The following is a 26,374-nucleotide window of genomic DNA, read 5'->3' as shown; positions in this document are numbered from 1 at the left end:
CCTTTTAAGGGGGCTGGCGCCTTGGCACGCTGGTCTTGTATGGAAATCAGTTCAAGTTCGGTAAGGTTTTTTTCAGCAAAGCAGGGTCTTTCAGAACGCCGGCAGCGGCGGCAATGTCCGGCGCCAGCCAACGGTCCTGGTCGTAAGCCGGAACGCGCTCGCGCAGCAGACGCCAAGCGGCATCGGTGCCCGCGCCGAAGCGTTGTTCTTTCAAGAATTCAAACGCCTGGGCCGCCAACAGGTACTCGATGGCGAGGATCTGCGTGCAGTTTTCCAGGGCGCGATGCAGCTTCAGCGCTGCGTTGGTGCCAAGGCTCAGGTGATCTTCCTGAAGGCCCGACGTCACGTAGTTATCCAGCACCGCCGGTTGCGCCAGCTGGCGGTTCTCCGCGCACAGGGAAGCGGCCACGTATTGCACGATCATCATCCCGGAGTTCACCCCCGGGTTGGCCACCAGGAACGCCGGCAAGCCGCTGACGTGCGGGTTGATCAAGCGGTCCAGGCGACGTTCGGCAATCGAGCCGATTTCCGCCATGGCAATCGCCAGCAGGTCCGCGGCCATGGCCACGGACTGGCCGTGGGGGTTGGCCTGGGACACCACTCGATAGTTGTCCGCAGTGCCCAGCACCAGCGGGTTGTCGGTGGCGCCGTTGAGTTCGGTTTCGATCTGCCGGGTCGCGTGCACAAGTTGATCGCGCGCAGCGCCGTGCACTTGCGGGATCGAACGAATACTCAGGGCATCTTGCGTGCGAATGCCTTTGCTCTGGGCAATCACTTCACTGCCGTCCAGCAAGGCGCGCAGGTTGATCCCGACCTGTTGCATGCCAGGGTGCGGCTTGAGTGCGATGATCTCGGCATCGAACGCGTCGATCTGCCCGCGCTGGGCTTCGAAGCTCATGGCGCCGATCACGTCGGCCCATTCCAGCAGGCGCGTAGCGTCGGCAATGGCCAGGCAGCTCAGGCCGGTCATGCACGGCGTGCCGTTGACCAGGCACAAACCGTCCTTGGCACCGAGCTTGACCGGTTGCAGGCCTTCTTCGGCCAGCGCCTGTTGCGCGGCAACGATCTGCCCGCGATAGCTGACATTGCCCACGCCCAGCAGCGCGATGCCGATGTGGGCCATGTGGGTCAGGTAGCCCACGGAACCCTGGGACGGCACCTGCGGGGTGATGCCGCGGTTGAGCAGCGCCAGCAGCGCTTCGACGACCTGACGGTGCAGGCCGGATTTGCCGTGGCTGTAGTTGACGATGGCGGCGCACATGATCGAACGGGTCTGCTCGTCGGCCAGTGGTGCACCAACGCCGCAGGCGTGGCTGAGCAAGGTATTGCGCGACAACTGGCTGAGTTGCTCGTCCTGCAGCGAGACGTTGCACAGCGCGCCCAGGCCGGTGTTGATGCCGTAGGCACGTTGGCCGCTGGTGACGATGCGCTGGACGATGGCCTGGGCGTTTTCGATGCGCGCCCAGATCGGCGCCGACAGCTCAAGCTGCGCGCCATGACGAGCGACGGCGACCACATCCTGCCAAGTGACCTGCGCTTGGGTGATAACGATTTTTTCAGCCCGGGACATCTTCAACCTCATCCAAATATTGATGCAGCTTCACCGCCGCCTTCGCGAGCAGGCTCGCTCCCACATTGGAATGCATTTCCCTGTGGGAGCGAGCCTGCTCGCGAAGAGGCCAGCTCACTCACTGCAAATCTCTTAAACCACCGCCGCCCGACGCTGCACAAAGCGGTCGACATACTCATCCGCCGGCGAGTGCAGGATCTCTCTCGGCGTGCCGACCTGGATCAGGCGGCCGTCCTTGAGGATTGCGATGCGGTTGCCGATGCGCACGGCCTCGTCGAGGTCGTGGGTGATGAAGACGATGGTCTTGTGCAGGGTCTTTTGCAGTTCCAGCAGCTGGTCCTGCATCTCCGCGCGAATCAGCGGATCGAGGGCACTGAAGGCTTCGTCCATCAGGATGATGTCGGTGTCCGCCGCCAGGGCGCGAGCCAGGCCCACACGCTGGCGCATGCCACCGGAAAGCTGATGCGGGTATTTGTTTTCGTAACCCTTGAGGCCCACGGTATTGATCCAGTGCAGCGCACGCTCGGCGCACATGGCTTTGCTTTCGCCACGGATTTTCAGGCCGTAGGCGACGTTGTCCAGCACGCTCTTGTGCGGCAACAGGCCGAAGCTCTGGAAGACCATGCTGATCTTGCGCCGGCGAAATTCGCGCAGGGCTTCCATGTCGTATTGCAGGATGTCCACGCCGTCCACCAGGATCGCACCGCTGGTCGGGTCGATCAGGCGGTTGAAGTGGCGTACCAGGGTCGACTTGCCGGAACCCGACAGGCCCATGATCACGAAGATCTCGCCGCTGCCGATGCTCAGCGACAGGTCGTTCACGCCGACCACGCAGCCGGTTTCGGCCAGCACCTGATCCTTGGTCTTGCCCTGGCCGACCATGGCCAGCGCGTCCTTGGAACGGTTGCCGAAAATCTTGAAGACGTTTTTGACTTCGATCTTGCTCACGGTTGCGTTGTTCATTTGCTCACCTCATGCCGTGCGCGACCATACGCCTGTGTAATGCGGTCGATCACCACAGCCAGAATCACGATCGCCAGACCGGCTTCGAGGCCACGTCCGACGTTGAGGGTCTGAATCCCCACCAGCACGTCTTCACCCAGGCCACGGGCACCGATCATCGAGGCAATCACTACCATCGACAGGGCCATCATGGTGGTCTGGTTGATGCCCGCCATGATGCTCGGCAGGGCCAGCGGCAGTTGCACGCCGAACAGTTGCTGCCAGCGGTTGGCACCGAAGGCGTTGATCGCTTCCATCACTTCGCCGTCGACCTGGCGAATGCCCAGGTCGGTCAGGCGGATCAGCGGCGGCGCGGCGTAGATCACGGTGGCGAAAATCGCCGGGACCTTGCCCAGGCCAAACAGCATCAGCACCGGGATCAGGTACACGAAGCTCGGCATGGTCTGCATGATGTCCAGCAACGGCATCAGCACCGAACGCAGGCGATTGCTGCGTGCCGAGAGAATGCCCAGTGGTATGCCGATCAACACCGAAATGATCGTCGCCACCATCATCAGCGCCAGGGTCTGCATCAGCTTGTCCCAGAGGCCGACCGCCCCCACCAGGAACAGCAGGCCGACGATCACTGACGTGGTCACGACTTTACGGGTCGCGTGCCAGGCCACGCCCGCCACGATCGCCAGCATCAGCCACCAGGGCGCTGCACGCAGCAGCCCTTCAAGATTGACGATGGCCCACAGGAGGGTGTCGGAGATGCTGCGAAATACGTCGCCGTAGTTGGTGACCAGCGAATCGACCCAACTGTTGACCCAGTCGGCGATGGAAAAGGTAAAGCTTTCGGGAAACATAAGAGACTCTCAATCAAGGGGTTGCGATCAAGCGTCCGACTGCCGTTGCCAGCAGTCGGAGAAGCCCAACCTACAAGGCCGCGTCGATTTTCTTGGCTGCGTCTTCGCTCACCCACGCGTGCCAGACTTCAGGATGTTCCTTCAGGAAGATCTTGGCCAGTTTTGGTGATTCGATCCGCTCTTTGCTCATGCGCCCAAGGTTCTGGTTCAGCAGGTCGATTGGCACGTTGACCTTTTCCAGCACGGCCACCAGTTCCGGGGCTTCGTCGTGGAAAGTCTTGGATAGGCCGACCTTGATGGTCACAGTCTTGTTCACGCCTGGTTTCTCTTCGAGTTTCACCGCGTCGATCTGGCCCATCAGCGGCGTTGGCGACCAGTAGTAGAACAGGATCGGCTCGCCACGCTTGTAGCTCGACAGCACCGCGGCATCCAGCGCCGGGCCGGTGCCTGGGCGGAAGTTGGTGTAGGTGCTTTCCAGGCCGTAGCTTTTCAGCATTTCGCTGTTGTCCAGCTCGCAGGTCCAGCCGGCCGGGCAGTTGTAGAAACGGCCCTTGGATGGCTCTTCGGCGTCCTTGAACACCGCCGAGTATTTGCCCAGGTCAGCGATGTTTTTCAACTCCGGCGCCTTGGCTTCCAGCTTGCGCTTGGCGTCGCCTTCGATCACGTAGCGCGGCACGTACCAGCCCTCGACAGCACCCACGACAGGTGCGCCGACACCGACGACCTTGCCGGCTTTCTCAGCCTTGTTCCAGACTTCGCTGCGGCCGACCCACTCTTCGGCAAACACTTGAATATCGTTGCTGCTCAGGGCGTTTTCCATGGTGATGGAGTTACCCGGCAGGCTGTCAGTCTTGCAGTCGTAGCCTTTCTCCAGCACGACTTGCATCACGTCGGTCAGCAACATGGCGCTTTCCCAGTTCAAACCGGCGAATTTCACCGGTTTGCCCGACTCGCACCAACCCGCCGCCTGAGTGGCGCCAGCGCTGGCCAGCAGGCCCATGGAAAGCAATGTGGTCAGCAGGGTCTTGTTCGATTTCATTGTTGTGACGCTCCTAATCATGAATTGGCTTACGGCAGTCAAGAGGCATCCAGCCCTGTCCACGTCCAATCAGGCCTGCGCCGCAGCGCGACCGACATTCAGCTTTTGTTCGGTGACAGCGTCCTGCTCGAAACGGCAGGATCAAACGGTCTGGTGTTGCGCTATGCCGCTGCCTGGCCAGTGAGAGCGAGCGGGCTCGCTCTCACATAAAAGCAGCTCCCACGGATCAGGTGTTACTTGCCGGTAATCATCGGCAGGTTCAGCCCTTGCTCCTTGGCGCAGTCGATGGCGATCTGGTAACCGGCATCGGCGTGACGCATAACGCCAGTGGCCGGGTCGTTGTGCAGCACGCGAGCGATACGCTCGGCCGCTTCGTCAGTACCGTCGCAGACGATCACCATGCCCGAGTGCTGGGAGAAGCCCATGCCGACGCCGCCGCCGTGGTGCAGGGACACCCAGGTCGCGCCGCTCGCGGTGTTGAGCAGGGCGTTGAGCAGTGGCCAGTCGGACACGGCGTCGGAACCGTCTTGCATCGATTCGGTTTCGCGGTTCGGGCTCGACACCGAACCGGAGTCCAGGTGGTCACGACCGATCACGATCGGGGCGGACAGCTCACCGCTGCGCACCATTTCGTTGAACGCCAGGCCCAGTTTGGCGCGCAGGCCCAGGCCAACCCAGCAGATACGTGCCGGCAGGCCCTGGAAGCTGATGCGCTCGCGCGCCATGTCCAGCCAGTTGTGCAGGTGGGCGTCGTCCGGGATCAGCTCTTTTACTTTAGCGTCGGTCTTGTAGATGTCTTCAGCGTTGCCTGACAGCGCAGCCCAACGGAACGGGCCGATACCGCGGCAGAACAGCGGACGGATGTAGGCCGGTACGAAGCCTGGGAAGTCGAATGCGTTTTCCACGCCTTCTTCCTGGGCCATCTGACGGATGTTGTTGCCGTAGTCGAAGGTCGGCACGCCCATTTTCTGGAAGTCCAGCATCGCTTTGACGTGAACGGCCATCGATTGCTTGGCGGCCTTGATCACAGCGGCAGGTTCAGTCTTGGCGCGAGCACGGTACTGGTCCCAGGTCCAGCCAGCCGGCAGGTAGCCGTTCAGTGGATCGTGGGCGCTGGTCTGGTCGGTGACCATGTCCGGGCGCACGCCGCGCTTGACCAGTTCCGGCAGGATTTCAGCGGCGTTACCGAGCAGCGCGATGGAGATCGCCTTGCCTTCTTTGGTGTACTTTTCGATACGCGCCAGCGCGTCGTCGAGGTCTTTGGCTTGCTCATCGACATAGCGGCTTTTCAGACGGAAATCGATGCTGACCTGCTGGCATTCGATGTTCAGCGAGCAGGCACCAGCCAGGGTTGCCGCCAGAGGCTGGGCACCGCCCATGCCGCCCAGGCCAGCGGTCAGGACCCACTTGCCCTTGAGGTTGTCGTTGTAGTGCTGGCGACCGGCTTCGACGAAGGTTTCGTAGGTGCCCTGGACGATGCCCTGGCTGCCGATGTAGATCCAGCTGCCGGCGGTCATCTGGCCGTACATGGCCAGGCCCTTGGCGTCCAGTTCGTTGAAGTGTTCCCAGCTCGCCCAGTGCGGCACCAGGTTGGAGTTGGCGATCAGTACGCGCGGGGCGTTGGCGTGAGTCTTGAACACGCCGACCGGCTTGCCGGATTGCACCAGCAGGGTTTCGTCTTCGTTGAGGTTGGTCAGGCTTTCGACGATCTTGTCGTAGCATTCCCAGTTACGGGCGGCGCGACCGATACCACCGTAAACCACCAATTCCTTAGGGTTCTCGGCAACTTCCGGGTCGAGGTTGTTCATCAGCATGCGCAGCGGCGCTTCGGTCAGCCAGCTCTTGGCGGTCAGCTTGTTACCGCGGGCAGCGCGGATTTCAACGTCACGAAATTTAGTCACGAAAAGAACTCCTCAGCAATCAATCCAAAACCAACCCAGGCAGTGGGCGAGCAAGCCAATGGGCATCAGTGCACACCGGCGAATCAGTGGACGATGGTTGAGTCCTCGTGACTCATACGCATACGTCTTTACTTGTACATACAAGCATATGCAATCAGGCGGCCAACTTATTGGATGAGAATTCAAGAAAAATCATGAAACGGCTGGAGAGCGCCTGGAACAAGGGTTCCGGACAAGATGAAATTTTTCTGGGGGGATTTTTGTAGCGAGAGGGTTTTGTTACTTGAGCGGGGTTCTGCGCCACGCTGGGGCGTTCGGTAACACCTGATGCCCAATTGAGCGCATTCCAGAAACACCCTACAACATCATCAGAAACATCCGACTCCACCTCCATCAATCCTCGCCGACTTCACGAGCAAGCCCCCCCTGATGTCACTTCTGCGAGGAACCCGTAATGAAACAGTGGAAAGTCCAAACCCACCTGCTCCTGCTTGCCGGCATTCTCCTGAGCAGCCTGACCGGCATCGGCGCACTCGGCCTGTACGGCATGCGCGCTACGGTCCAGGGACTGGAGACGGTTTACCTGGACCGGGTCATTCCGCAACAGGATCTGAAGAAAATCTCCGAGCTGTATTCAGTCCGGATCGTCAACGCTATCCACAAGGCCCGCGATGGCATCCTCAGTGGCGTCGATGCAGCGCAGCAGATACGGCAAGCGATGCTTGAAATCGAACCGCTCTGGCGCACCTACCTCTCGACTCGCCTGGTTGATGAAGAGGTGCGACTGATCAACGAAATCACACCGCTGATGCAGGCGACCAAAGTACCGCTCCAGCGTTTGCAGGCGGTCTTGAACCGCAACAACGCCGCCAGTCAGAGCCTGGAGCAGTTCGCCACACACCAGCTTTACCCCTTGATCGACCCGCTGACCTCACTGTTCTCGCAGCTGACGGATGCTCAACTGAAAGAAGCTCGCCATCAGTTCGAGCACAGCCAGGCACTCTATGAGACCAATATGAGGCTGATGGCCGTGATCCTGGCTCTGGCACTGTTGTTTGGCAGTCTTTACGCCCTGCTGTTCAGCGCCAGGCTGGCGCGATACCTGGGCGCCGAGCCTCACGAGCTGGCCAGTATCAGCACAAGGATTGCCCAGGGCAGGCTCGGCGCTCCGGTGAACAGTAACGCGAAGTCAACGGGTGTCATGCAATCGGTCGAGGCCATGCGACGCAGCCTGGCCAGCATGATCGGCAAGGTGCGCGAAGCCTCGCAGCATATCGAGTCCTCGACCCTGAACCTGAGCATCTCGTCTGAACAAGGCCTGAAACAGGCGGCCGAGCAAAATGGCGCGGCCTCTTCCATTGCCGCCGCCGCGGAACAGATGTCAGCCAACATTACACACATCGCCGAGAACGCCGCGCAGGCACACGACACCACCCTAAAGGCCGAGCAGATCACCGCTTTCGGCATTGCCACCATGGAGCGCTCTATCCTCGAGATGCAGCAGATCGCCCAACTGGTGACCCAGTCGTCGGATGAGATCGACCAATTGACCCTGCACTCCAACGCCATCGGGAAGATTGTCGGCATGATCCACAGCATTGCCGAACAGACCAATCTGCTCGCACTCAATGCCACCATCGAGGCGGCGCGGGCCGGTGAACAAGGACGCGGGTTTGCCGTGGTGGCTGACGAAGTGCGGGAGCTGGCAACCCGCACGACCCGCTCTACCGCCGAGATTGTGGTGCTGGTGAGCACAATTCAAAGCGGCATGAGAAAGGCCAACAGCAGCATGAACACTGGGCGCGAGCGCGTACTTCAGGGCCAACAACTGATCGACAGCGCCGGAGCGTCGATGAATGACGTCAAGACCGCGCTCAACGCGTCACTCAATGCAGTCAGCCAGATCTCCAACGCCTTGCAGGAACAGCGTGAAGCCAGCGAAGACGTGGCGCGCAATGTGGAAAACGTGGCGCAGCGGGTCGAGGAAAATGTCGCGGCGCAACAGCAGGCGGTGCAAACCATCCAGGCACTCAAGCAGATGTCGAGTGAGCTGGAGGCGACCGTTCGAGGTTTTACCCTCGAACGGGAATGACCGGGATCAGTCGCGCGAGGTCAGTTCGATCACGCAGCACAGCCCATTGATGGCGACATCCAGTAATCCGGCATCAGCCTCCAATTGCAGGCAATCATGACGGCCCAATTGCCGGGCGTTGTTATCGACCGACACCTCAACCTGCTCACTCACGCTGAACACCAACACCGTGCCCGCCGAACTGAAAAACCGCTGCTCGCCCGACAACCACTGCAACCGCGCGCTGTAACGCTGCGGCGCGTAAATCAGGTTGAAATCGCGAATCGGCCCACCCAGCAATGTGCAAGTCACCTTGCTTTCACCATTGAAGGCAAACGGGTCCAGCGGTAACAGTGGCCGTGTGGTCTGGCCATCCACCGTCAGGGTCATGCCGTCGCCCTGCAAAACGGTGATCACTCGCTCATAACCGGCAAAAGTGGAAAAACCGCCCGATTCGCCAATGTCGGCAATCGACAGGCGCCAGCCAAAGCCATCCAGGCCGGTGCCGGCATCGCGGGTGATTTCTTCGGTGCTGCCGCCGCCGTTTTTCCACGGCATGCGCGGGTAATCTTTGGCGCGTAAAACCTTTGCGTTACTCATTTATGGCTCTCTATTTATGAAACCGACCTTCCAGACGATGACGGGAACCGGGGTGGATCAAGCGAGCGGCGGTCACCGGCTGGCGGCCGGACCAGGTGCGGCGACGGATCAGCAGGCACGGCTCGCCCTTTTCAATCTGTAGCAATTTGCATTCGGACGGCTCGGCCAGGATCGCCTCGACCACGTGCTCGCCTTCGGTCAGCGGCGCGACCTGGTTCAAATAGGCATAGGGCGTTTGCAGGGTGAAGTCCTGCTTGAGGTAATCCGGCGCCACCAGCGCGTTGACGAAACGGTCTTCGATCTGCACCGGAATATCGTTTTCGAAATGCACGATCAGTGAATGGAACACCTTCTGCCCTTCGCGCATGTCCAGGGCAAGGGCGCGCTCGGAGCCGGCGGCCTCTTCTTCAAGGGTGATGACCTTGCAGGTGTGGCGATGACCGCGGGAGGCGATTTCGTCGGCGATGTTGTGCACTTCGAACAGGGCCGATTGGCTTTTCGGCTCGGCGACGAAGGTGCCGACGCCTTGCATGCGCACCAGCAGGCCATCGGCGGTCATCTCGCGCAGCGCGCGGTTGATGGTCATGCGGCTGAAGCCTAACTGGCTGACCAGCTCACTTTCCGACGGAACGCGGTAGTGCGGCGGCCAGTTTCCACTGTCGATTTGCTGGGTGATCATTTGTTTGACGCGGGCGTACAAGGGCGCCGGACTGTCGCCCATGTTCGCGGCCAACGGAGAGACTGGAGGCGGAGTCGGCACGGTTAATCCTTGGTCGTTTGGATAGGGTTGCTAGCTTGCCGGAGTTTACCGGGCAGGCAAACGTCTGTATATGTATATACAAATAACACACGATGGGGTGCTGAACCATGTCCGCCTTCTTTGCCGAACGCGCGCTGCTGCCTAGTGGATGGGCCAACAATGTACGTCTTGAGGTCAGCGCCGATGGCGTATTGACCCATATCCAGGCCGATTCTCATGCAGATGGCGCCGAGCGGTTGAGCGGTCCGCTGCTGCCTGGCATGCCGAACCTGCACTCCCACGCCTTCCAGCGGGCCATGGCCGGGCTGGCGGAAGTGGCGGGAAATCCGAACGACAGTTTCTGGACCTGGCGCGACCTGATGTATCGCCTCGTCGGAAAAATCAGCCCGGAGCAACTCGGCGTCATCGCCCGTCAGCTGTACATCGAAATGCTCAAGGCCGGTTACACCTCGGTCGCGGAATTTCATTACGTACACCACGACTTCAGCGGCCAACCTTATGCCGACCCGGCTGAACTGGCCCTGCGTATCAGCCAGGCAGCAGGTTCCGCGGGCATCGGCTTGACCCTGTTGCCGGTGCTCTACAGCCACGCAGGTTTCGGTGGTCAGTCCCCGAACGAAGGCCAGCGCCGCTTCATCAACAGCACCGAAAACTACCTCAAGCTGCAGTCGCGCCTGCAACCGGTCCTGGCGCAGCAACCGGCGCAAGCCCTGGGCCTGTGTTTCCACTCGCTGCGCGCGGTCACGCCGCAGCAGATCAGCGAAGTGCTGGCAGCCAGCGACAAGCAGTGCCCGGTGCATATCCACATCGCCGAGCAGCAGAAAGAAGTCGACGACTGCCTGACCTGGAGTGGCCGTCGTCCGCTGCAATGGCTGTACGAAAACGTCGACGTCGATCAACGCTGGTGCCTGGTCCACGCGACTCACGCCAACCCGGAAGAAGTCACGTCGATGGCCAAGAGTCGCGCCATCGCCGGCCTGTGCCTGACCACCGAAGCCAACCTCGGCGACGGGATCTTCCCGGCGGTGGACTTCCTCGCCCAGGGCGGCCGCATGGGTATCGGTTCCGACAGCCATGTATCACTGAGCGTGGTGGAAGAGTTGCGCTGGCTGGAATACGGCCAGCGTCTGCGCGACCAGCGGCGAAATCGCCTGTATGGCGCGGAGCAGCCGATGGTCGGGCGCACGCTGTTTGATGCCGCGCTGGATGGCGGCGCCCAGGCACTGGGTCAGCCGATTGGCGCCCTGGAAGTCGGCAAGCGCGCCGACTGGCTGGTGCTCGACGGCAACGATCCGTACCTGGCAACAGCCAGCGGCGACGGGATTCTCAACCGCTGGCTGTTTGCCGGTGGCGATCGTCAGGTGCGGGATGTGCTGGTCAATGGCCAGTGGGTAGTGCGTGATGGGCGCCATGCTGATGAAGAAGAAAGCAGCCGCGCCTTCGCCCAGGTCCTGCGCGAATTGCTGGGCTGACATCAAACAAAAATGTGGGAGCGGGCTTGCTCGCGAAGGCGGACTGTCAGTCAACATCTCTGTTGAATGTGACACCCTCTTCGCGAGCAAGCCCGCTCCCACATTTGGATATGTGCTGACGGTTAGTTCGAGGTCTTGGCCATCTGCTGTTCCGACGCCCGCCAGATCAACCGGGTAGTGTCGTAACCCTGCTGACGCGCCCTGCTCAGCAGCTCCTCGCGCACCACTCCATTCACGGTCGGCGTGCGCGACAACAGCCACAGATACTTGCGGCTCGGGTCACCGACGATGGCGGTCTTGTAGTCATCGCTGACGTACAGCACCCAGTAATCGCCCTTCGCCGTACCCGGGATCAGCCTGGAAAACCAGGTATCGAACTCGACCTTCAGCTTGTCGTTCTTGCCCGGCACCTCCGGATAGGCCGTGCCCTTGACCTCTTCCCATTGCCATTGCGCTGTCAGGCAGCGGTTCAATACCGCGACGTTGCCGTCGGGTTTAAGCGTGTAATGGGCTTCGGATTGCGCACAGTCGCGCTGGAAGTACATCGGCAGACGGGCCAACTCGTACCAGGTGCCCTGGTAGCGCTTGAGGTTGACGCTGTTGGCCGTCTTGGGCGCCAAAGGGTCCGGGCCAGACGTGGCACAGCCAGCCAACACCAGGCCGGCAAAAAGGATGATCAATAACCGCTTCATTATTTTTCTCCCGTGGGCGATCGCCCCGGTTTACTTCAGGCCTTGGCCGGAAAACATCAGCACTTTGTCACCGGCGAACTGCACGCTGATAAAGCTGTTCTTGTCGCCCCAGGTGCAACTGGACATGCCGAGCGCGCCTGAACAATCGGCGGGTTTGCCCAACAGGGTTTCCACATCGGCCTTGGCCATACCGGCCGAGAGCTTCGAGTAGTTTTCCTGATTGACCTTGCTGCAGGCAGCGAGCAATACGCAGAATGAAAGCAGGGCGATGGAACGCAGCGACATGGTGAAACTCCGGGGGGGCGTAGGGGATTGGCATGGCTGCCAAGCTGAAGCTTAGAAGAGAAAACCCCTGTCTGGTTCCCTGCCCGGCAGGCTATTTATCGGGCCATTCGTCTGCCTTTTGCCGAAAATCATTCACTTTCCTCGTTCACCGGGCATTTCGTCGTTTTTCAGGAAAATCCGCCTAATCTTTGGCGCCGTTCAGTCGACATAAATGCAACGCAATGCCACGTCGGTGGCATTTGCTCCCCCATTTTGTAGAACAGCCCCTCTGCGGTAGCTCATCCCATGACCAGAAACATGAAGTTCAGCCACAAGATCTTGCTGGCTGCCGCCCTCGTGGTGGCCGTCGCATTCGCTTGTTTCATCCTGTTCAACGACTATCGCCAGCGCGAAACCCTGCGCAACAGTACCGAGGCCTCGATGCAGGAACTCGGCAGCCTGACCACCAGCAACATCCAGACCTGGCTGGAAAGTCGCATGCAATTGCTGCAGTCGATGGCCCAACAGGTCAGCGCCGATGGCAATGCACCCGCCAGTCTGAAACGGATCATCGACCTGCCCGCCTACACCGGCAACTTCCAGCTGAGCTACTTCGGTGGCGCCGATGGCGTGATGTTCTCGGTCCCGGCCGGCAACCGCGCGGCGGACTACGACCCACGCGCCCGCGGCTGGTACAAGGCGGCCAATAGCGCACAACAAACCATCGTCACCGAACCCTACATCGCCGCCTCCTCCGGCAAACTGGTGATCACCGTGGCCACCCCGGTGCAGCACCAGGGCCAGATGATCGGCGTCGCTGGCGCCGACATCGATCTGTCCAGCGTCAGCGCGATCATCAACTCGCTGAACTTCGGCGGCCACGGCCATGCGTTCATCGTCGGTGCCGACGGCAAGATCCTGATTCACCCGGACAGCAAGCTGGTGCTCAAGAGCCTGGCCGAAGCCTATCCGAGCGACACGCCGAAAGTCAGCCCGGGCCTGAAAGAAGTCGAGATCGACGGCAAGCGCCAGTTCATCTCCTTCACCCACGTCAACGGCGTGCCATCGGCGAACTGGTACGTGGCACTGGTGCTCGACCAGGAAACGGCGTTCTCGATGCTCAGCGAATTCCGCACCTCGGCGATCATCGCCATGGTGATCGCCGTAGTGATCATCATCGCGTTGCTGGGTATGCTGATCAGCCTGCTGATGCAGCCGCTGCTGACCATGGGTCGCGCCATGCACGACATCGCCGAAGGCGAAGGTGACCTGACCAAACGCCTGACCATTCACGGCCACGACGAATTCGGCGCGCTGGGGCTGTCGTTCAACCGCTTCGTCGAACGCATTCACACCTCGATCATCGAAGTGGCCTCGGCCACAGGGCAGGTCAACGAAGTAGCGCTACGTGTAGTGGCCGCGTCGAACTCGTCGATGTTCAACTCCGACCAGCAAGCCTCGCGCACCAGCAGCGTGGCCGCGGCGATCAACCAGCTCGGCGCCGCCGCGCAGGAAATCGCGCAGAACGCCGCCCTCGCCTCGCAGCACTCCAGCGATGCCCGCAGCCTGGCCGAAGACGGCCAGCAGGTGGTGGATAAAACCATCGCGGCGATGCAGCAGTTGTCGGCGAAGATCAGCGACTCGTGCGGCAACATCGAAACCCTCAACAGCAACACGGTCAACATCGGGCAGATCCTGGAAGTGATCACCAGCATCTCCCAGCAGACCAACTTGCTGGCGCTCAATGCCGCCATCGAAGCGGCCCGCGCCGGTGAGGCCGGTCGCGGTTTTGCCGTGGTGGCCGATGAGGTACGCAACCTCGCTCACCGCACCCAGGACTCAGCGCAGCAAGTGCAGACGATGATCGAAGAGCTGCAAGTCGGCGCCCGCGCAGCGGTGGGCATCATGACCGACAGCCAGCGCCAGAGCGAAAGCAGCGTCGGCATCGCCAACCAGGCCGGCGAACGCCTGGGCAGCGTGACCCAGCGCATCGGCGAGATCGACGGCATGAACCAGTCCGTGGCAACAGCGACCGAAGAGCAGACCGCCGTGGTGGAGTCGATCAACGTCGACATCACCGAAATCAACACGCTGAACCAGGAAGGCGTGGAGAACCTGCAGGCGACCTTGCGTGCGTGTGCCGATCTTGAGCAGCAGGCGGCGCGGTTGAAGCAGCTAGTGGGAAGCTTCAGGATCTAAGGCGCACTCACCGGCCCCTTCGCGAGCAAGCCCGCTCCCACAGGGATCAAGGACGGGCACAAATTTTGTGTCCGACCAAATCAACTGTGGGAGCGGGCTTGCCCGCGAAGGCGGCATCAGCCGCCATGAAGATCTAGAACCTCGACCCAGGCCTCGACAGAAACTCCAGTTCCTCAGCCGTACTCTCGCGCCCCAACACTGCATTCCTGTGCGGAAACCGCCCAAACTGCGCAATCACTTGCTGATGCCGCTCGGCATAGTCCAGATAATCGCTGAACAGTGCCCGATCGCTCTCCGGCTGCTGCGCCACCAATTCGATATAGCGCGAGACGCCTTCGTTCTGCACCGCCAGGTTCTCGCTATGCTCGAACACCAGGTAGATGAACACCCGCTGAATCGGTTGCAACTGCCGGTCGAAATCCGCGGCAATGCCTTGCGCCACCAGTGCCTGAGCCCTGATGTCACCGGAAAAAGCCTTGGGAGAATCACGAAAGATCATTCGCGGGAGTTGATCGAGCAACAGCACCAGGGCCAGCCAACCTTCGGGACGTTGCATCCACTCGGTCAAACCGCCGGCCAGTGCCTGCTCGACCCAGTCCCCGAAACGCTCACGCGCTTCGAGGTCCTGGCTGTCGCGCTTGCCGAACCATAACCTGCCCTTCTGCGCCGCCACTTCACTCGCTGATCCGGAGCTCCCGAACCACCAATCAAGCAACGGCTGCCAGGGCGCGGTCATGGTTTATTCCTTGTGGTAAGCCGTGACGCGGGCCACTTCTTCTTTCGAACCGAGGAACACCGCCACACGCTGGTGCAGGCCTTCCGGCTGGATGTCGAGGATGCGCTGGTGGCCATCGGTGGACGCGCCGCCCGCCTGCTCCACCAGGAACGACATCGGGTTGGCTTCGTACATCAGGCGCAGCTTGCCCGGCTTGGACGGCTCGCGGCTGTCACGTGGGTACATGAACAGACCGCCGCGGGTCAGGATGCGGTGCACGTCGGCCACCATCGCGGCGACCCAGCGCATGTTGTAGTTCTTTTTCAGCGGGCCTTCATCGCCTGCCAGCAATTCGCCGACGTAGCGCTGTACCGGTGCTTCCCAGTGACGCTGGTTGGACGCGTTGATGGCAAATTCCTGGGTGGCTTCAGGAATGGTGATGTTTTCGTGGGTCAGCACGAAGCTGCCCATTTCACGGTCCAGGGTGAAGCCTTTCACGCCGTCGCCCAGGGTCAGGATCAGCATGGTCTGCGGACCGTAGATCGCGTAACCGGCGGCTACTTGCTGGGTGCCTGGCTGCAGGAAGGCCTTTTCATTCAAAGGTTCGTTCTGGCTCAGGTATTCGTTCGGGCAACGCAGTACCGAGAAGATGGTGCCGACCGGGGCGTTGATGTCGATGTTCGACGAACCGTCCAGCGGGTCGAATACCAGCAGGTACGCGCCTTTCGGGTATTTGCCCGGGATCTGGTAGGCGTTGTCCATTTCTTCGGACGCCATGCCGGCCAGGTGACCGCCCCATTCGTTGGCTTCGAGCAGGATTTCGTTGGAGATCACGTCGAGCTTTTTCTGCACTTCGCCCTGGACGTTTTCAGTGCCCATGCTGCCCAGTACACCACCCAGGGCGCCTTTGGACACGGCGTGGTTGATCTCCTTGCAGGCACGCGCCACCACTTCGATCAGGAAGCGCAGATCGGCAGGAGTGTTGTTGCTGCGGGTCTGCTCAATCAAATAGCGACTCAAGGTAACGCGGGACATGGAAGGCTCCGGTGGAATGGGGGGCTAAAAACCCGCGCAGTTTAACGCGAGTCGGGGCGCATTTCCTCCTATCAGACGTGATCCGCCGAAGAGAGTTCATGCGCGGGGTTGAGCGTAGATGGAAATGGGCGGGGTGTGAGCCTGGAAAGGGTGGCTTGTTTCAATATTTTGGGTGTCTGGCTGACCGCTTTCGCGAGCAAGCCCGCTCCCACAAGAACGGCGCTGTACCTGTGGGAGCGGGCTTGCTCGCGAATGGCGCGTAGCGCCAGCCATTCTCAGGATTTGGCAGAAGGCTTGCGCAACAGACTGAACGCCATCGCCACCAGGAACACCACGCAGAGCAACAACACCGCCCACAAACCGAATTTCTTCCAGTGGGTGCCGACCGGTGCAGACGTGGCGCCTGCCGACGGCTGCGTAGTCACCGCCCCGACATCCACCAAGGCTCGGCCCAGGGTCGCCAGCTTCTGCGGGCTGTAATCCGGAATCAACGTCGATAGCGGCAAGTTGGCTGCCTTCGCCGCGGCATTCCCCACCACCAGCGTGTATGGCCCCGGCCCACGTGCCAGAAACACCAGTTGCGTGGCGCGCATGGCAAACTTCAGCGTCGGTGCCTGATCACCCAGGCCACCACCGCGTTCGTCCACGGTCAGTTTCAATTGCTGGACGATTTGCCCAGACAACTGCAATTGGTTTTTCACCACGTCCTGACCATTCTGCGTCAGGCGATAGAGCAAACCGCTGCCCAACGACTGCCATGGCAGGCTGCTGTCGCGCCGACCGGCCAGGCTCACTGGCGCCAGGCTGTTGGGCTGGCTCAACTCGACCTGCACCCGCTCGACATTAAGCCCCATCGGCAACTGCCAGGTGTATTCACCCGCCTTCACGCTGCTGCCGGCCAATGCCTGGGACCAGACCAACGGCAGTGGCAGGCTGCGGGTATTGGCGCTTTGCAGTTGCGCCGAAGTCAGTGTCGGCGCCGAATGCGGAGTGATCCACAGCAACCGCAGGTAGCGCGCCGACTGGCCCGGCAGGTTGACCTCATGCTGTTCGACCCGCTCGTCGGAAAAGGTCAGGCGCGCCACCTGCCCTTCGCCCCAGGACTGCCAATGCTGCAGATCATCGCTGGCTTCGATGGTGAAACGCTGGAAGCCGTCGCGTTCGCTGGTCCAGTCGAGAATCAATTGCTGCAATGGCGCCTTGATAGCGGACGCGTCGAGCAACCAGCCGCGCAACTCCTCCTCACCTGCCTCCAGCTGACTGGAGGGCTGCACCTCGACCAAGGTGCCGTTGGTGCTCGATTGCACCCGCACGCTCGGCGCGGTTTCAGTGGCGTCCACCGAGTTGTACAGCGCAAACCATTTCACCTCGGTCAAGGTACGCGTTTCATTGCTCCGCGCCGACTCCCGGGCCAAGGCATAAGCCTGAGCTTCACCCACGGCGTTGAATACACGCACATCGCTCAGGTCAGCCTGCCGTGCATTCAGTTGTACGCTCAGGGGCAGTTCAAGACGATACCAAGGTCCTTCGCCCGTTACCGACAAAGGCACTTGGGTGGTGAAATCCGCCGGTTTTTCCTGGGCAACCGCCGACAACACCACACCCATGGCAACAATGCCCAGCCAACCCAGGTTCAGCTTCTGACTCAAGACGACACTCCTTGTGATTCCGGGACCGGTTTGCCGCTATCCGGCACGGCTTCGGCACGTTTGGGCGGTAGCGGAGCGAAATAACCCACCACCAGCAACAACACGCCGACACCAATGAACGACACGATTCGCGCCAGCCCGCCGCGATTGCTCAATTCGACAAAAAACAGCTTGGCCACGACCACGCCAATCAAAGCCGCACCGATCAGCCAGACTTCACGACGGCGACGCAAATGGCCGCCGATCATCAGGCTCAGGGCCATCAAGGTCCAGACAATGGACAGGCCGGCTTGTACTCGCATCGACTCCAGCAACAGATCCAGCTCGAACGGCACCGCGCTCCAATGGTGCGCCGTGCGCATCACCAAGGCCGTAAAGAACACGAACAGCGAGGCACCTGCGACCCCTTGCGTGGCAATGGCGGCGTAATCCTTGTGGACAGCCAGTTGGGGCATGGCGCTGCGGGACCAGACGTAGACGCCGAACAACGCAAACAACAGGCCCAGCTCCAGCGGGTTGATCAATGGCACGTAAGGCAGTGGCTCGGCGTTGCCCTCACTGGCGATATTCGCCAGCCAGAACCAGCCGAGCATCAGCAAGGCCAGCGGCGCAGCGGCGTACACGCGGTATTCCCGAGGATAGGCCGACACCGGCCAAGGCCATGCGCGAGGTGCTGCCATCAACACCAGATACAGGCTTGGCAGAATCGCCCAGCCCAACCAGCGCCAGGCGTTGTATTGCTCGGACAACACCAGCAAGGCGTAACGCAGTTCCAGCGCCAGCACACCCATCAACAGCCAGCAGCCGAGCACATGAGCGACGCTCAGCACGGGCGCTGGCAGCATGGGCGCCAGGCGTCGCAGGGACATGAAATGCACGACGAACACGGCGGCCCACGCCAGCCAGCCAAAGTTGGCCGCCGGGTGATAACGCGAGTGCCAGGCCGCGAGCAGCACCAGCGCCGCAGCGGGTATCAGCACCGTGCCGAGCCCCCCCAGTGACGGCCATTTCAGGCGCAGCGCCAATACCGTCCACAGCGCAACACTCACGGCAGCGATGCCCAACAACAAGGTCGCCTGCATCGACTGCGGCGCAAAATGCAGCACTTCGATAACCCAGGCCAGCGCCCACCAACCCGCGCCCCACACCAGCAACGCCTGGGACAATCGCAACAGACTCAGCCCTTCGAACGCGGTGAACGAATGACCGATCTGCAAACGCCAGGCCCCGACCATTGCGGCCAGCCCCAGCAGCAGCGGCGCCCAGAACCCGCCATGGGCCAGGGGCTGCAGACCGTCACTGAACTGCGGCCCAGCCGTCAGGAACAGCGCGCCACCCAACAGCTGCACAGCGAGCGCGGTGAACACGAACGTGCGCGATTGCAGGTGCAAGCCAACAAACAACGTGAGCGCCCCGGCCAAGGCCCAGCTGATCACCGTGCCGTGGCTGAAGAAAAACAAGGGCGCCAGCAAATAGAGAAACGCCAGCCCGAGACAGGCCAATACCGGCAGGCCTTTGAGCTCCCATGGCCTGATCTGCTCCGGCAAGGCTTTACGCAATTGGTAGAAGCTGAACAGCAAGGCGACGCCCAGTAACAGCGCGCCCAACGGTACACCGCCGAGCAGGCTGCTCTCGCTGTCGTGCAGCTCGCGGAGAAACGCCAGCGCCGCCCCCAGTTGCAGCAGCAAGGCAAAGGCCCGGCCCAAGGGCCTTTGTTGGCGCAGACCGAGCCAGAAAATCCCCGCGCCTTCCACCGCCCATGCCGCCGTCGTCCAGCGCGCATCGAGCCCCAGCGGTATCGCCAGGCTGGCGAAGATCACGCCCAAGGCCAGGCAGGTTTCGCCCAACAACAGCGTGCGCCCGGCCATCAGCCAACGGGCAAGCCCCATATAAATGATGCCCAGTGCCAAGGCACTGAATGCAGCAGCGAATTCCAGATGCTGCACCAGCACGAACTGCAAGCCGAAACCCACCAGTGGCGGGCCGAACAGCAGTGTGCCGTCGACGTAGTCACCCTTGCGCGCCGACCAGCGCAGCAGTGCTTCGCGACTGCCGTCTGCGGGTGTATCGCCCATCTCCATCAATCTGCGCCGGGCGAACAGAAGACCAATGGCCAGGTACATCAGGAAAAACAAAATCAGAAACGGCTCGGTGCTCCACAACAGCTCCGGCGAGTAGGAGCGCAGGCCCCAGGCGAATCCGATGCCAAAGGTGCCGGTGAAGCCGATGACATTCAACAGCCGCCAGGCCTTGAACCAGGCGATGGCGAAGATACCGGCGTTGAGCAGGGTAAAGTAACTGAACAGCGCGACATGGCTGCCGGTGCCGGTGGAGGCCAGGATGGGCGCGGCGAATCCGCCCAGTGCGGCCGCGGCGGCCAGCCCCAGGGAATCCTGGGCAATGGCGAGAATCGCCGAGCAGACTGTCACCGCCACCAGCAGGCCAAACCCCGCCGAGGGCTCGAGCAGCGGATGCAGGCGCATCGCGGCAAACACCGTCAGGTACAACACGGCAATCCCGGCACCCTGCAGGATCAATGCGTAACTGCTGTTGCGGGCCCTCAACCACCAACCCAGCCCGAGCAACCCCAGTGCTGTGGCAGCCACGCCTGCGTAGCGCAACTCAACCGGCACCACTACGCCTTCAGTGGCATAGCGCAGCAGAAAGGCCAGGCCGAGGAACAGCAGCACCACGCCGACGCGCAACACGGTATTGCCACCGAACAACCAGGCGCGGGCGCGACCTATGGCGCGGTCGATGAGATTCGGGCCACGCGGGGAGCCAGGCGATTGCGCTTCGCGAGCGGTCGGCTCGGGCTTCCAGGCATCGGTGGCCGGACGCCTGATTTCGCTGGCCGCAGCCTGGATTGGCTCAAGTTCGGGCGGCAGCTCCCAGATCAATTCCGTGGTTGCGGCAGGGGCTTCATCAAGGAAGGTTTCAGGTGCGACAAGCGGTTCGCCGGTTTGCGGCGTCTTGACGCCCGATGCTTCGAGCAGCGCCAGCCGTTGCTCGACCGCTTGCAGGGCTACCTGCGCCTGCTCCAGCAAACGCTGCTGTTCGACGGCCTGCGAGTCCATGCGAGCCAAGCGAAGGGCCTGGCCGATACCCAACCCGAGTAACGCGCCCAGCAGCGCATCGCTGAATGACTCGTCGAGTATCCAGCCGAGCACCAGCCCTATCAGCATGAACATCCATTGCATGGTCGATATCCCTAAGCGCATTAGCCAATCCGGAAAGATTAGCTCAGCCGTATCCATAAAGATCGCAGCCTTCGGCAGCTCCTACAGGATGGGTGTAGGAGCTGCCGAAGGCTGCGATCTTTTCCGGCGCGCCAGTATATCCACCTGCCTGAAGACTTACTCCAGCGCCTTCCAGATTTCCGTGGCGTACTCGCGAATGGTCCGGTCCGACGAGAACCAGCCCATCCGCGCCGTATTCAACACCGCTGAACGCCACCACTCCTTCGAATCGTGCCAATGGGCTTCGACGCGCATCTGCGCGTGCCAGTAGGAATCGAAGTCGGCGCAGACCAGGAAGCGGTCGTAGTCCACCAGCGAATCGATCAACCCGGTGTAACGGGACGGATCATCCGGCGAGAACACCCCACCACGAATCGCTTGCAGCACATCGTTCAGGCGATGGGACGCGGCGATGTCCGGTACGGCACTGAACTCATGGTTCTGCTTGCGCGCCTCCACCTGCTGCGCGCTGAGGCCGAAGATGAACATGTGCTCGGCACCGATGCGGTCGCACATTTCCACGTTGGCCCCGTCCAGGGTGCCGATGGTCAGCGCGCCGTTCAGGCCGAACTTCATGTTACTGGTGCCTGACGCTTCGAAACCGGCGGTGGAGATCTGCTCGGACAAATCCGCCGCCGGAATGATGCTCTCCGCCAGGCTGACGTTGTAGTTGGGCAGGAACACCACTTTGAGCAAGCCGCGCACGGTGGGGTCGTTGTTCACCACCCGGGCGATGTCGTTGGTCAGCTTGATGATCAGTTTGGCCTGGTGATAACTCGCAGCTGCCTTGCCGGCGAAGATTTTCACCCGTGGTACCCAGTCGATTTCAGGTTCGGCGCGGATCGCCTGGTACAACGCCACGGTGTGCATCAGGTTGAGCAACTGGCGTTTGTACTCATGGATGCGCTTGACCTGCACGTCGAACATCGCCGCCGGGTTGACCGCCACGCCCAAGCGCTCATGAATCAGGTACGCCAGGGCTTTCTTGCTGTGCAGGCGTTGCTCGGCGAACGCCTTGCGGAACGCGTTTTTCTCGGCGAACGGCTCGAGGGCGAGCAACCGCTCTTCCGGGTTGTCCAGCACCTCGGGGCCCAGGGCATCGACCAGCATCGAGGTCAGCTCGGGGTTGGCCTGGTACAGCCAGCGGCGGAAGGTAATGCCATTGGTCTTGTTGTTGATTCGCTCCGGATAGAGCTTATGCAGTTCGGAGAACACCGTCTTGCGCATCAGTTGCGTGTGCAAACCGGACACACCGTTGACGCTGTGGGAGCCGAGAAACGCCAGGTTGCCCATACGTACCCGGCGACCGTTGTCTTCCTCGATCAGTGACACCGCGCGCAGTACGTCGAAGTCGTGGATGCCTTTGGCCCGCAGGGAGTCGATGTGGTGGGCGTTGATCAGGTAAATGATCTGCATGTGCCGCGGCAACATGCGCTCCATCAAGCCGACCGGCCAGGTTTCCAGCGCTTCGGGCAACAAGGTGTGGTTGGTGTAGGAGAGCGTATCGACGGTGACCTGCCACGCCGCATCCCACGCCACGTCATAGACGTCGACCAGTTGCCGCATCAGTTCAGCCACGGCAATCGAGGGGTGAGTGTCGTTGAGCTGGATCGAGGCGTGATCGCCCAGGGTCAGCACCGAGGTGTGCATGTTGCGATGGCGGCGCAGCAGATCCTGCAACGAGGCGGCGACGAAGAAATACTCCTGGCGCAGGCGCAACTCCTGGCCGGCCTCGGTGCTGTCCGCCGGGTACAGCACCCGGGAGATGCTTTCGGCCCGGGCCACTTCGGCCACGGCGCCCAGGTGATCGCCGGCGTTGAAACGCTCCAGGTGCAGATCTTCCATGGCGCGGGCGCGCCACAGGCGCAGCGTGTTGACGCTCGCCCCGCGCCAGCCGACCACCGGCGTGTCGTAGGCAATCGCCCGCACGGTTTCCGCCGGGGACCAGACTTGCCGGGATTTGCCGGTGTCGTCGGTCAGGGTCTCGACACCGCCGCCGAAACCGATGGTGTAGACCACTTCCGGCCGCTCGAACTCCCACGGGTTGCCGAAATCCAGCCAGTGTTCGGTCTGCTCCTGCTGCCAGCCGTCGACAATCGCCTGGCGGAACAACCCGTGTTCATAGCGGATGCCATAGCCATGACCGGCGATGCCGAGGGTCGACATGCTTTCCAGGAAACACGCCGCCAGACGCCCGAGGCCGCCGTTGCCCAGGGCCGCATCGGGCTCCAGCAGACGGATGCGCTCAAGGTCGACGCCGAGCTCGGTCAGGGCTTCGCGCGCCACGTCGAGCAGGCCGAGGTTGCTCAGGCTGTCGAACAGCAGCCGGCCGATGAGGAATTCGAGGGAAAGGTAATAAACGCGCTTCTGACCTTTGCGGTAGATCTGCCGCGTGTGGTCCATCCAGTGCTCGACCATGTGATCCCGCGCGGCCAGGGCAATGGCTTCGAACCAGTCATGGTCGAAGGCGTGATCCGGGTCTTTACCCACTGCATAAGTGAGTTTGGTCAAGACGGCGTCGCGGAATGCGGCCACCTCTGCTTCGCGAACAAGTGGTTCTTGAGTCATCGATAGGACCTCGAGCGAGCTTGGAGTTGTCTGAGCCTAGACGGTCTGACAGGCGGTACAGGCTCTGGTTCGGCAGTTTTTCCTGTAAGTGCGAATCGGGTCGGCAATACATTGTCGAGTACCAGATTCAATGCAGGGGCCGTGCCGGATTAGCGGCTTATTGGTCGGCCGTGAAAAAATCTGGCGAAAGGTTGTTCAAAATTCCACCAGTCCCGGTATGATCGCGCGCCCTGATGCACACGCTGGTAACAAACGATGATGAAGCCGAACCTGATCGCTGCCGCAGAGATCGACCGCCTCGATACCTGGGCCAAGTACTCTGCCCCGATGTGCGGCTCGTGCATGTCCAGCTGCTGCACCCTGCCCGTCGAGGTCAAGATCAAGGACCTGATCCGCATCGGCGTGGTCGACGAATTCGAGCTGGGCGATCCGCCGAAGAACATCGCCAAACGCCTGCAAAAGGAAGGTCTGGTCGAGCGCTTCAACCAGAAGTCGGGAATCTTTACCCTCCAGCGCATGAGCAACAACGATTGCCTGTACCTGGATCGTAAGAGCCGTCTGTGCACTATTTATGATAAGCGCCCGGATACTTGCCGCAACCACCCGAAAATCGGCCCGCGGCCGGGGTATTGCGCGTACAAGCCGAAGGAAGTGGAGCGCGAGCGGAATTCGCGCAGTATCGAGCGGTTCTGATATTTCCTGAAATTTTCGGTGGCTGATTGGCCGCCTTCGCGAGCAAGCCCGCGAAGGGGCCCTGACAAACACCACACAAATCCCAGACAAACAAAAACGCCCCCGGCCTTTCGACCGGGGGCGTTTTCGTTCAGCCGGGGCTAAATCTTATGCCTTGGCTTTCTTGGCAGCGCGGGTACGCTCGCTTTCGTCCAGGATCTTCTTGCGAAGACGGATGGACTTAGGAGTCACTTCACACAGCTCGTCGTCCTGGATGAATTCCAGAGCCTGTTCCAGGGTGAAGCGAACAGGTGGAACCAGAGCGATGGTTTCGTCTTTACCCGAAGCACGCATGTTGTCGAGCTTCTTGCCCTTGGTAGGGTTGACGCCCAGGTCGTTGTCACGGCTGTTCAGACCAACGATCTGACCGTTGTAGATTTCCTGACCGTGTTCAACAAACAGCTTGCCACGCGCCTGCAGGGTTTCCAGGGAGTAGGTCAGTGCCTTGCCGGTTTCAACCGAAACCAGAACGCCGTTCTGACGGCCGGACATGTCGCCGGACTTCATCACGTCGTAACGGTCGAAGATCGAGGTCAGGATGCCAGCGCCGTTGGTCAGGGTCAGGAACTGGTTACGGAAACCGATCAGACCACGAGCAGGGATGTTGTATTCCAGACGCACACGGCCCTTGCCATCCGGCACCATGTTGGTCAGGTCGCCCTTACGCAGGCCCATCTCTTCCATCACCTTGCCCTGGGATTCTTCCGGCAGGTCGATGGTGACGTTTTCGAACGGTTCGTGCTTCACGCCGTCAACCAGACGGATGATCACTTCCGGACGGCCTACAGCCATTTCGAAGCCTTCGCGACGCATGGTTTCGATCAGTACCGAGAGGTGCAGTTCGCCACGGCCGGAAACCTTGAACTTGTCAGCCGAGTCGCCTTCTTCAACGCGCAGTGCAACGTTGTACAGCAGCTCTTTGTCCAGACGTTCCTTGATGTTACGGGAAGTCACGAACTTGCCTTCTTTACCGCAGAATGGCGAGTCGTTTACCTGGAAGGTCATGGAAACGGTTGGCTCGTCGACGGTCAACGGCTTCATCGCTTCAACGGTGTCCGGGTGGCACAGGGTGTCGGAGATGAACAGCGAGTCCATACCGCTGATGCACACGATGTCGCCTGCAGCAGCTTCTTCAACGTCTACACGGTGCAGACCGTGGTGACCCATCAGCTTCAGGATACGACCGTTACGCTTCTTGCCGTCGGCGCCGATAGCCACAACCGGGGTGTTCGGCTTGACGCGACCGCGAGCGATACGGCCAACGCCGATAACACCCAGGAAGCTGTTGTAGTCCAGTGCGGAGATCTGCATCTGGAACGGACCGTCACGGTCGACTTTCGGCGCAGGTACGTTGTCGACGATCGACTGGTACAGCGGGGTCATGTCTTCAGCCATTTCGGTGTGGTCCAGACCGGCAATACCGTTCAGGGCCGAGGCGTAGACGACTTTGAAGTCCAGCTGTTCTTCGGTGGCACCCAGGTTGTCGAACAGGTCGAAGATCTGGTCCAGAACCCAGTCCGGACGCGCGCCTGGACGGTCAACCTTGTTGATGCACACGATTGGACGCAGGCCGGCTTCGAAAGCCTTCTTGGTCACGAAACGGGTTTGCGGCATAGGGCCGTCTTGAGCATCAACCAGCAGCAGAACGGAGTCGACCATCGACATTACGCGTTCAACTTCGCCGCCGAAGTCGGCGTGGCCCGGGGTGTCCACGATGTTGATGTGGTAGCCGTTCCAGTTGATGGCGGTGTTTTTCGCCAGAATGGTAATACCGCGCTCTTTTTCCTGGTCGTTGGAGTCCATCACGCGCTCGTCGTTGAGCTCGTTGCGCTCCAGGGTGCCGGATTGACGCAGGAGTTTGTCTACCAGGGTGGTTTTACCATGGTCAACGTGGGCAATGATGGCGATGTTGCGTAGATTTTCGATCACTTGTGTATCTCGATCAGAGGATTCGGTGTGCTGACAAGTCTTGGCAGCGATTAACAGTAGCGTCCGTGAAAGCCGTTACAGCTTGACGGTGGCGTCGGGGGGCCGGTGACGCAGGCCACAGGCAAACA

General features: G+C 61.0%; 19 protein-coding genes and 1 pseudogene. 5 read left to right on the top strand and 15 right to left on the bottom strand.

What is annotated here, in order from left to right; translation table 11 throughout:
- Positions 1-46: 46 nt before the first annotated feature.
- The 5 genes from hutH to hutU form a co-directional block, all read right to left on the bottom strand.
- The gene (gene hutH / locus KSS91_RS02330; RefSeq protein ID WP_217836938.1) at positions 47-1,570 is read right to left on the bottom strand and encodes a histidine ammonia-lyase; all 1,524 of its coding nucleotides are present in this window, start codon (positions 1,568-1,570) and stop codon (positions 47-49) included.
- 132 nt (positions 1,571-1,702) lie between these two features.
- Positions 1,703-2,533, bottom strand: coding sequence for a quaternary amine ABC transporter ATP-binding protein (locus tag KSS91_RS02325; protein WP_015093103.1), 831 nt, complete (start codon positions 2,531-2,533; stop codon positions 1,703-1,705).
- Positions 2,530-3,381 (bottom strand): ABC transporter permease, encoded by an 852-nt coding sequence (locus KSS91_RS02320; RefSeq protein ID WP_217836937.1) that lies wholly within the window; start codon positions 3,379-3,381, stop codon positions 2,530-2,532. The genes KSS91_RS02325 and KSS91_RS02320 overlap by 4 nt, the downstream gene beginning before the upstream one ends.
- 70 nt (positions 3,382-3,451) lie before the next feature.
- A complete protein-coding gene (locus KSS91_RS02315; RefSeq protein ID WP_015093101.1) occupies positions 3,452-4,420 on the bottom strand; it encodes an ABC transporter substrate-binding protein in 969 nt (322 codons plus the stop codon).
- Between the two features lie 233 nt (positions 4,421-4,653).
- Positions 4,654-6,321: a urocanate hydratase gene (gene hutU, locus KSS91_RS02310; protein WP_217836936.1), complete on the bottom strand. Its 1,668-nt coding sequence runs from the start codon at positions 6,319-6,321 to the stop codon at positions 4,654-4,656.
- 454 nt (positions 6,322-6,775) lie between these two features.
- Here hutU and KSS91_RS02305 point away from each other — a divergent pair, with 454 nt between their 5' ends.
- Positions 6,776-8,413, top strand: a complete 1,638-nt coding sequence (locus tag KSS91_RS02305; RefSeq protein WP_217836935.1) for a methyl-accepting chemotaxis protein — start codon at positions 6,776-6,778, stop codon at positions 8,411-8,413.
- A gap of 6 nt (positions 8,414-8,419) precedes the next feature.
- Here the strand turns inward: KSS91_RS02305 and KSS91_RS02300 are convergent, their stop codons facing one another.
- Together KSS91_RS02300 and hutC are read right to left on the bottom strand one after the other, a co-directional pair.
- The gene (locus KSS91_RS02300) at positions 8,420-8,992 is read right to left on the bottom strand and encodes a HutD/Ves family protein (RefSeq protein ID WP_217836934.1); all 573 of its coding nucleotides are present in this window, start codon (positions 8,990-8,992) and stop codon (positions 8,420-8,422) included.
- A gap of 10 nt (positions 8,993-9,002) precedes the next feature.
- Positions 9,003-9,713 (bottom strand): histidine utilization transcriptional repressor HutC, encoded by a 711-nt coding sequence (gene hutC / locus KSS91_RS02295; RefSeq protein WP_162135916.1) that lies wholly within the window; start codon positions 9,711-9,713, stop codon positions 9,003-9,005.
- A gap of 146 nt (positions 9,714-9,859) precedes the next feature.
- On the opposite strand from hutC, the gene KSS91_RS02290 reads away from it, so the two are divergent.
- Positions 9,860-11,224, top strand: a complete 1,365-nt coding sequence (locus KSS91_RS02290) for a formimidoylglutamate deiminase (RefSeq protein ID WP_217836933.1) — start codon at positions 9,860-9,862, stop codon at positions 11,222-11,224.
- 122 nt (positions 11,225-11,346) lie between these two features.
- Here KSS91_RS02290 and KSS91_RS02285 read toward each other — a convergent pair whose 3' ends face one another.
- Together KSS91_RS02285 and KSS91_RS02280 are read right to left on the bottom strand one after the other, a co-directional pair.
- Positions 11,347-11,916, bottom strand: a complete 570-nt coding sequence (locus tag KSS91_RS02285) for a lipocalin family protein (RefSeq protein WP_015093096.1) — start codon at positions 11,914-11,916, stop codon at positions 11,347-11,349.
- A gap of 30 nt (positions 11,917-11,946) precedes the next feature.
- A complete protein-coding gene (locus tag KSS91_RS02280; RefSeq protein ID WP_007975531.1) occupies positions 11,947-12,201 on the bottom strand; it encodes a hypothetical protein in 255 nt (84 codons plus the stop codon).
- A gap of 285 nt (positions 12,202-12,486) precedes the next feature.
- Here KSS91_RS02280 and KSS91_RS28660 point away from each other — a divergent pair.
- Both KSS91_RS28660 and KSS91_RS28655 read left to right on the top strand, forming a co-directional pair.
- Positions 12,487-13,521: pseudogene (locus tag KSS91_RS28660) on the top strand (HAMP domain-containing protein); the annotation flags it as partial.
- A gap of 93 nt (positions 13,522-13,614) precedes the next feature.
- Positions 13,615-14,379, top strand: coding sequence for a methyl-accepting chemotaxis protein (locus tag KSS91_RS28655; RefSeq protein WP_412071740.1), 765 nt, complete (start codon positions 13,615-13,617; stop codon positions 14,377-14,379).
- Between the two features lie 133 nt (positions 14,380-14,512).
- Here KSS91_RS28655 and KSS91_RS02270 read toward each other — a convergent pair whose 3' ends face one another.
- From KSS91_RS02270 to KSS91_RS02250, 5 genes are all read right to left on the bottom strand, one after another.
- Positions 14,513-15,115: a DUF924 family protein gene (locus KSS91_RS02270; protein WP_217836931.1), complete on the bottom strand. Its 603-nt coding sequence runs from the start codon at positions 15,113-15,115 to the stop codon at positions 14,513-14,515.
- 3 nt (positions 15,116-15,118) lie between these two features.
- On the bottom strand, positions 15,119-16,129 hold the full coding sequence (locus tag KSS91_RS02265; RefSeq protein ID WP_015093094.1) for a class 1 fructose-bisphosphatase: 1,011 nt from the start codon (positions 16,127-16,129) through the stop codon (positions 15,119-15,121).
- A gap of 275 nt (positions 16,130-16,404) precedes the next feature.
- Positions 16,405-17,778 carry a DUF3999 domain-containing protein gene (locus KSS91_RS02260; RefSeq protein WP_217836930.1) on the bottom strand — a complete coding sequence of 458 codons (1,374 nt, stop codon included), beginning with the start codon at positions 17,776-17,778 and terminating at the stop codon, positions 16,405-16,407.
- Positions 17,775-20,978, bottom strand: a complete 3,204-nt coding sequence (locus KSS91_RS02255; RefSeq protein WP_217836929.1) for a DUF2339 domain-containing protein — start codon at positions 20,976-20,978, stop codon at positions 17,775-17,777. The genes KSS91_RS02260 and KSS91_RS02255 overlap by 4 nt, the downstream gene beginning before the upstream one ends.
- A 156-nt stretch (positions 20,979-21,134) precedes the next feature.
- Positions 21,135-23,585 (bottom strand): glycogen/starch/alpha-glucan phosphorylase, encoded by a 2,451-nt coding sequence (locus KSS91_RS02250; protein WP_015093091.1) that lies wholly within the window; start codon positions 23,583-23,585, stop codon positions 21,135-21,137.
- Positions 23,586-23,840: 255 nt separating this feature from the next.
- Between KSS91_RS02250 and KSS91_RS02245 the strand changes: the two genes are divergently transcribed.
- Entirely contained in the window at positions 23,841-24,278 is a 438-nt protein-coding gene (locus tag KSS91_RS02245; RefSeq protein WP_007970630.1) for a YkgJ family cysteine cluster protein, read from the top strand.
- Between the two features lie 147 nt (positions 24,279-24,425).
- Here KSS91_RS02245 and typA read toward each other — a convergent pair whose 3' ends face one another.
- Positions 24,426-26,246, bottom strand: coding sequence for a translational GTPase TypA (typA, locus tag KSS91_RS02240; protein WP_007970631.1), 1,821 nt, complete (start codon positions 26,244-26,246; stop codon positions 24,426-24,428).
- Positions 26,247-26,374: the final 128 nt, after the last annotated feature.

This window comes from Pseudomonas azerbaijanorientalis, assembly GCF_019139795.1.
GTDB lineage: Bacteria > Pseudomonadota > Gammaproteobacteria > Pseudomonadales > Pseudomonadaceae > Aquipseudomonas > Aquipseudomonas laurylsulfatiphila.
Note: the sequence above shows the minus strand (reverse complement) of the source record. Positions and strands in the feature narration are given on the sequence as shown.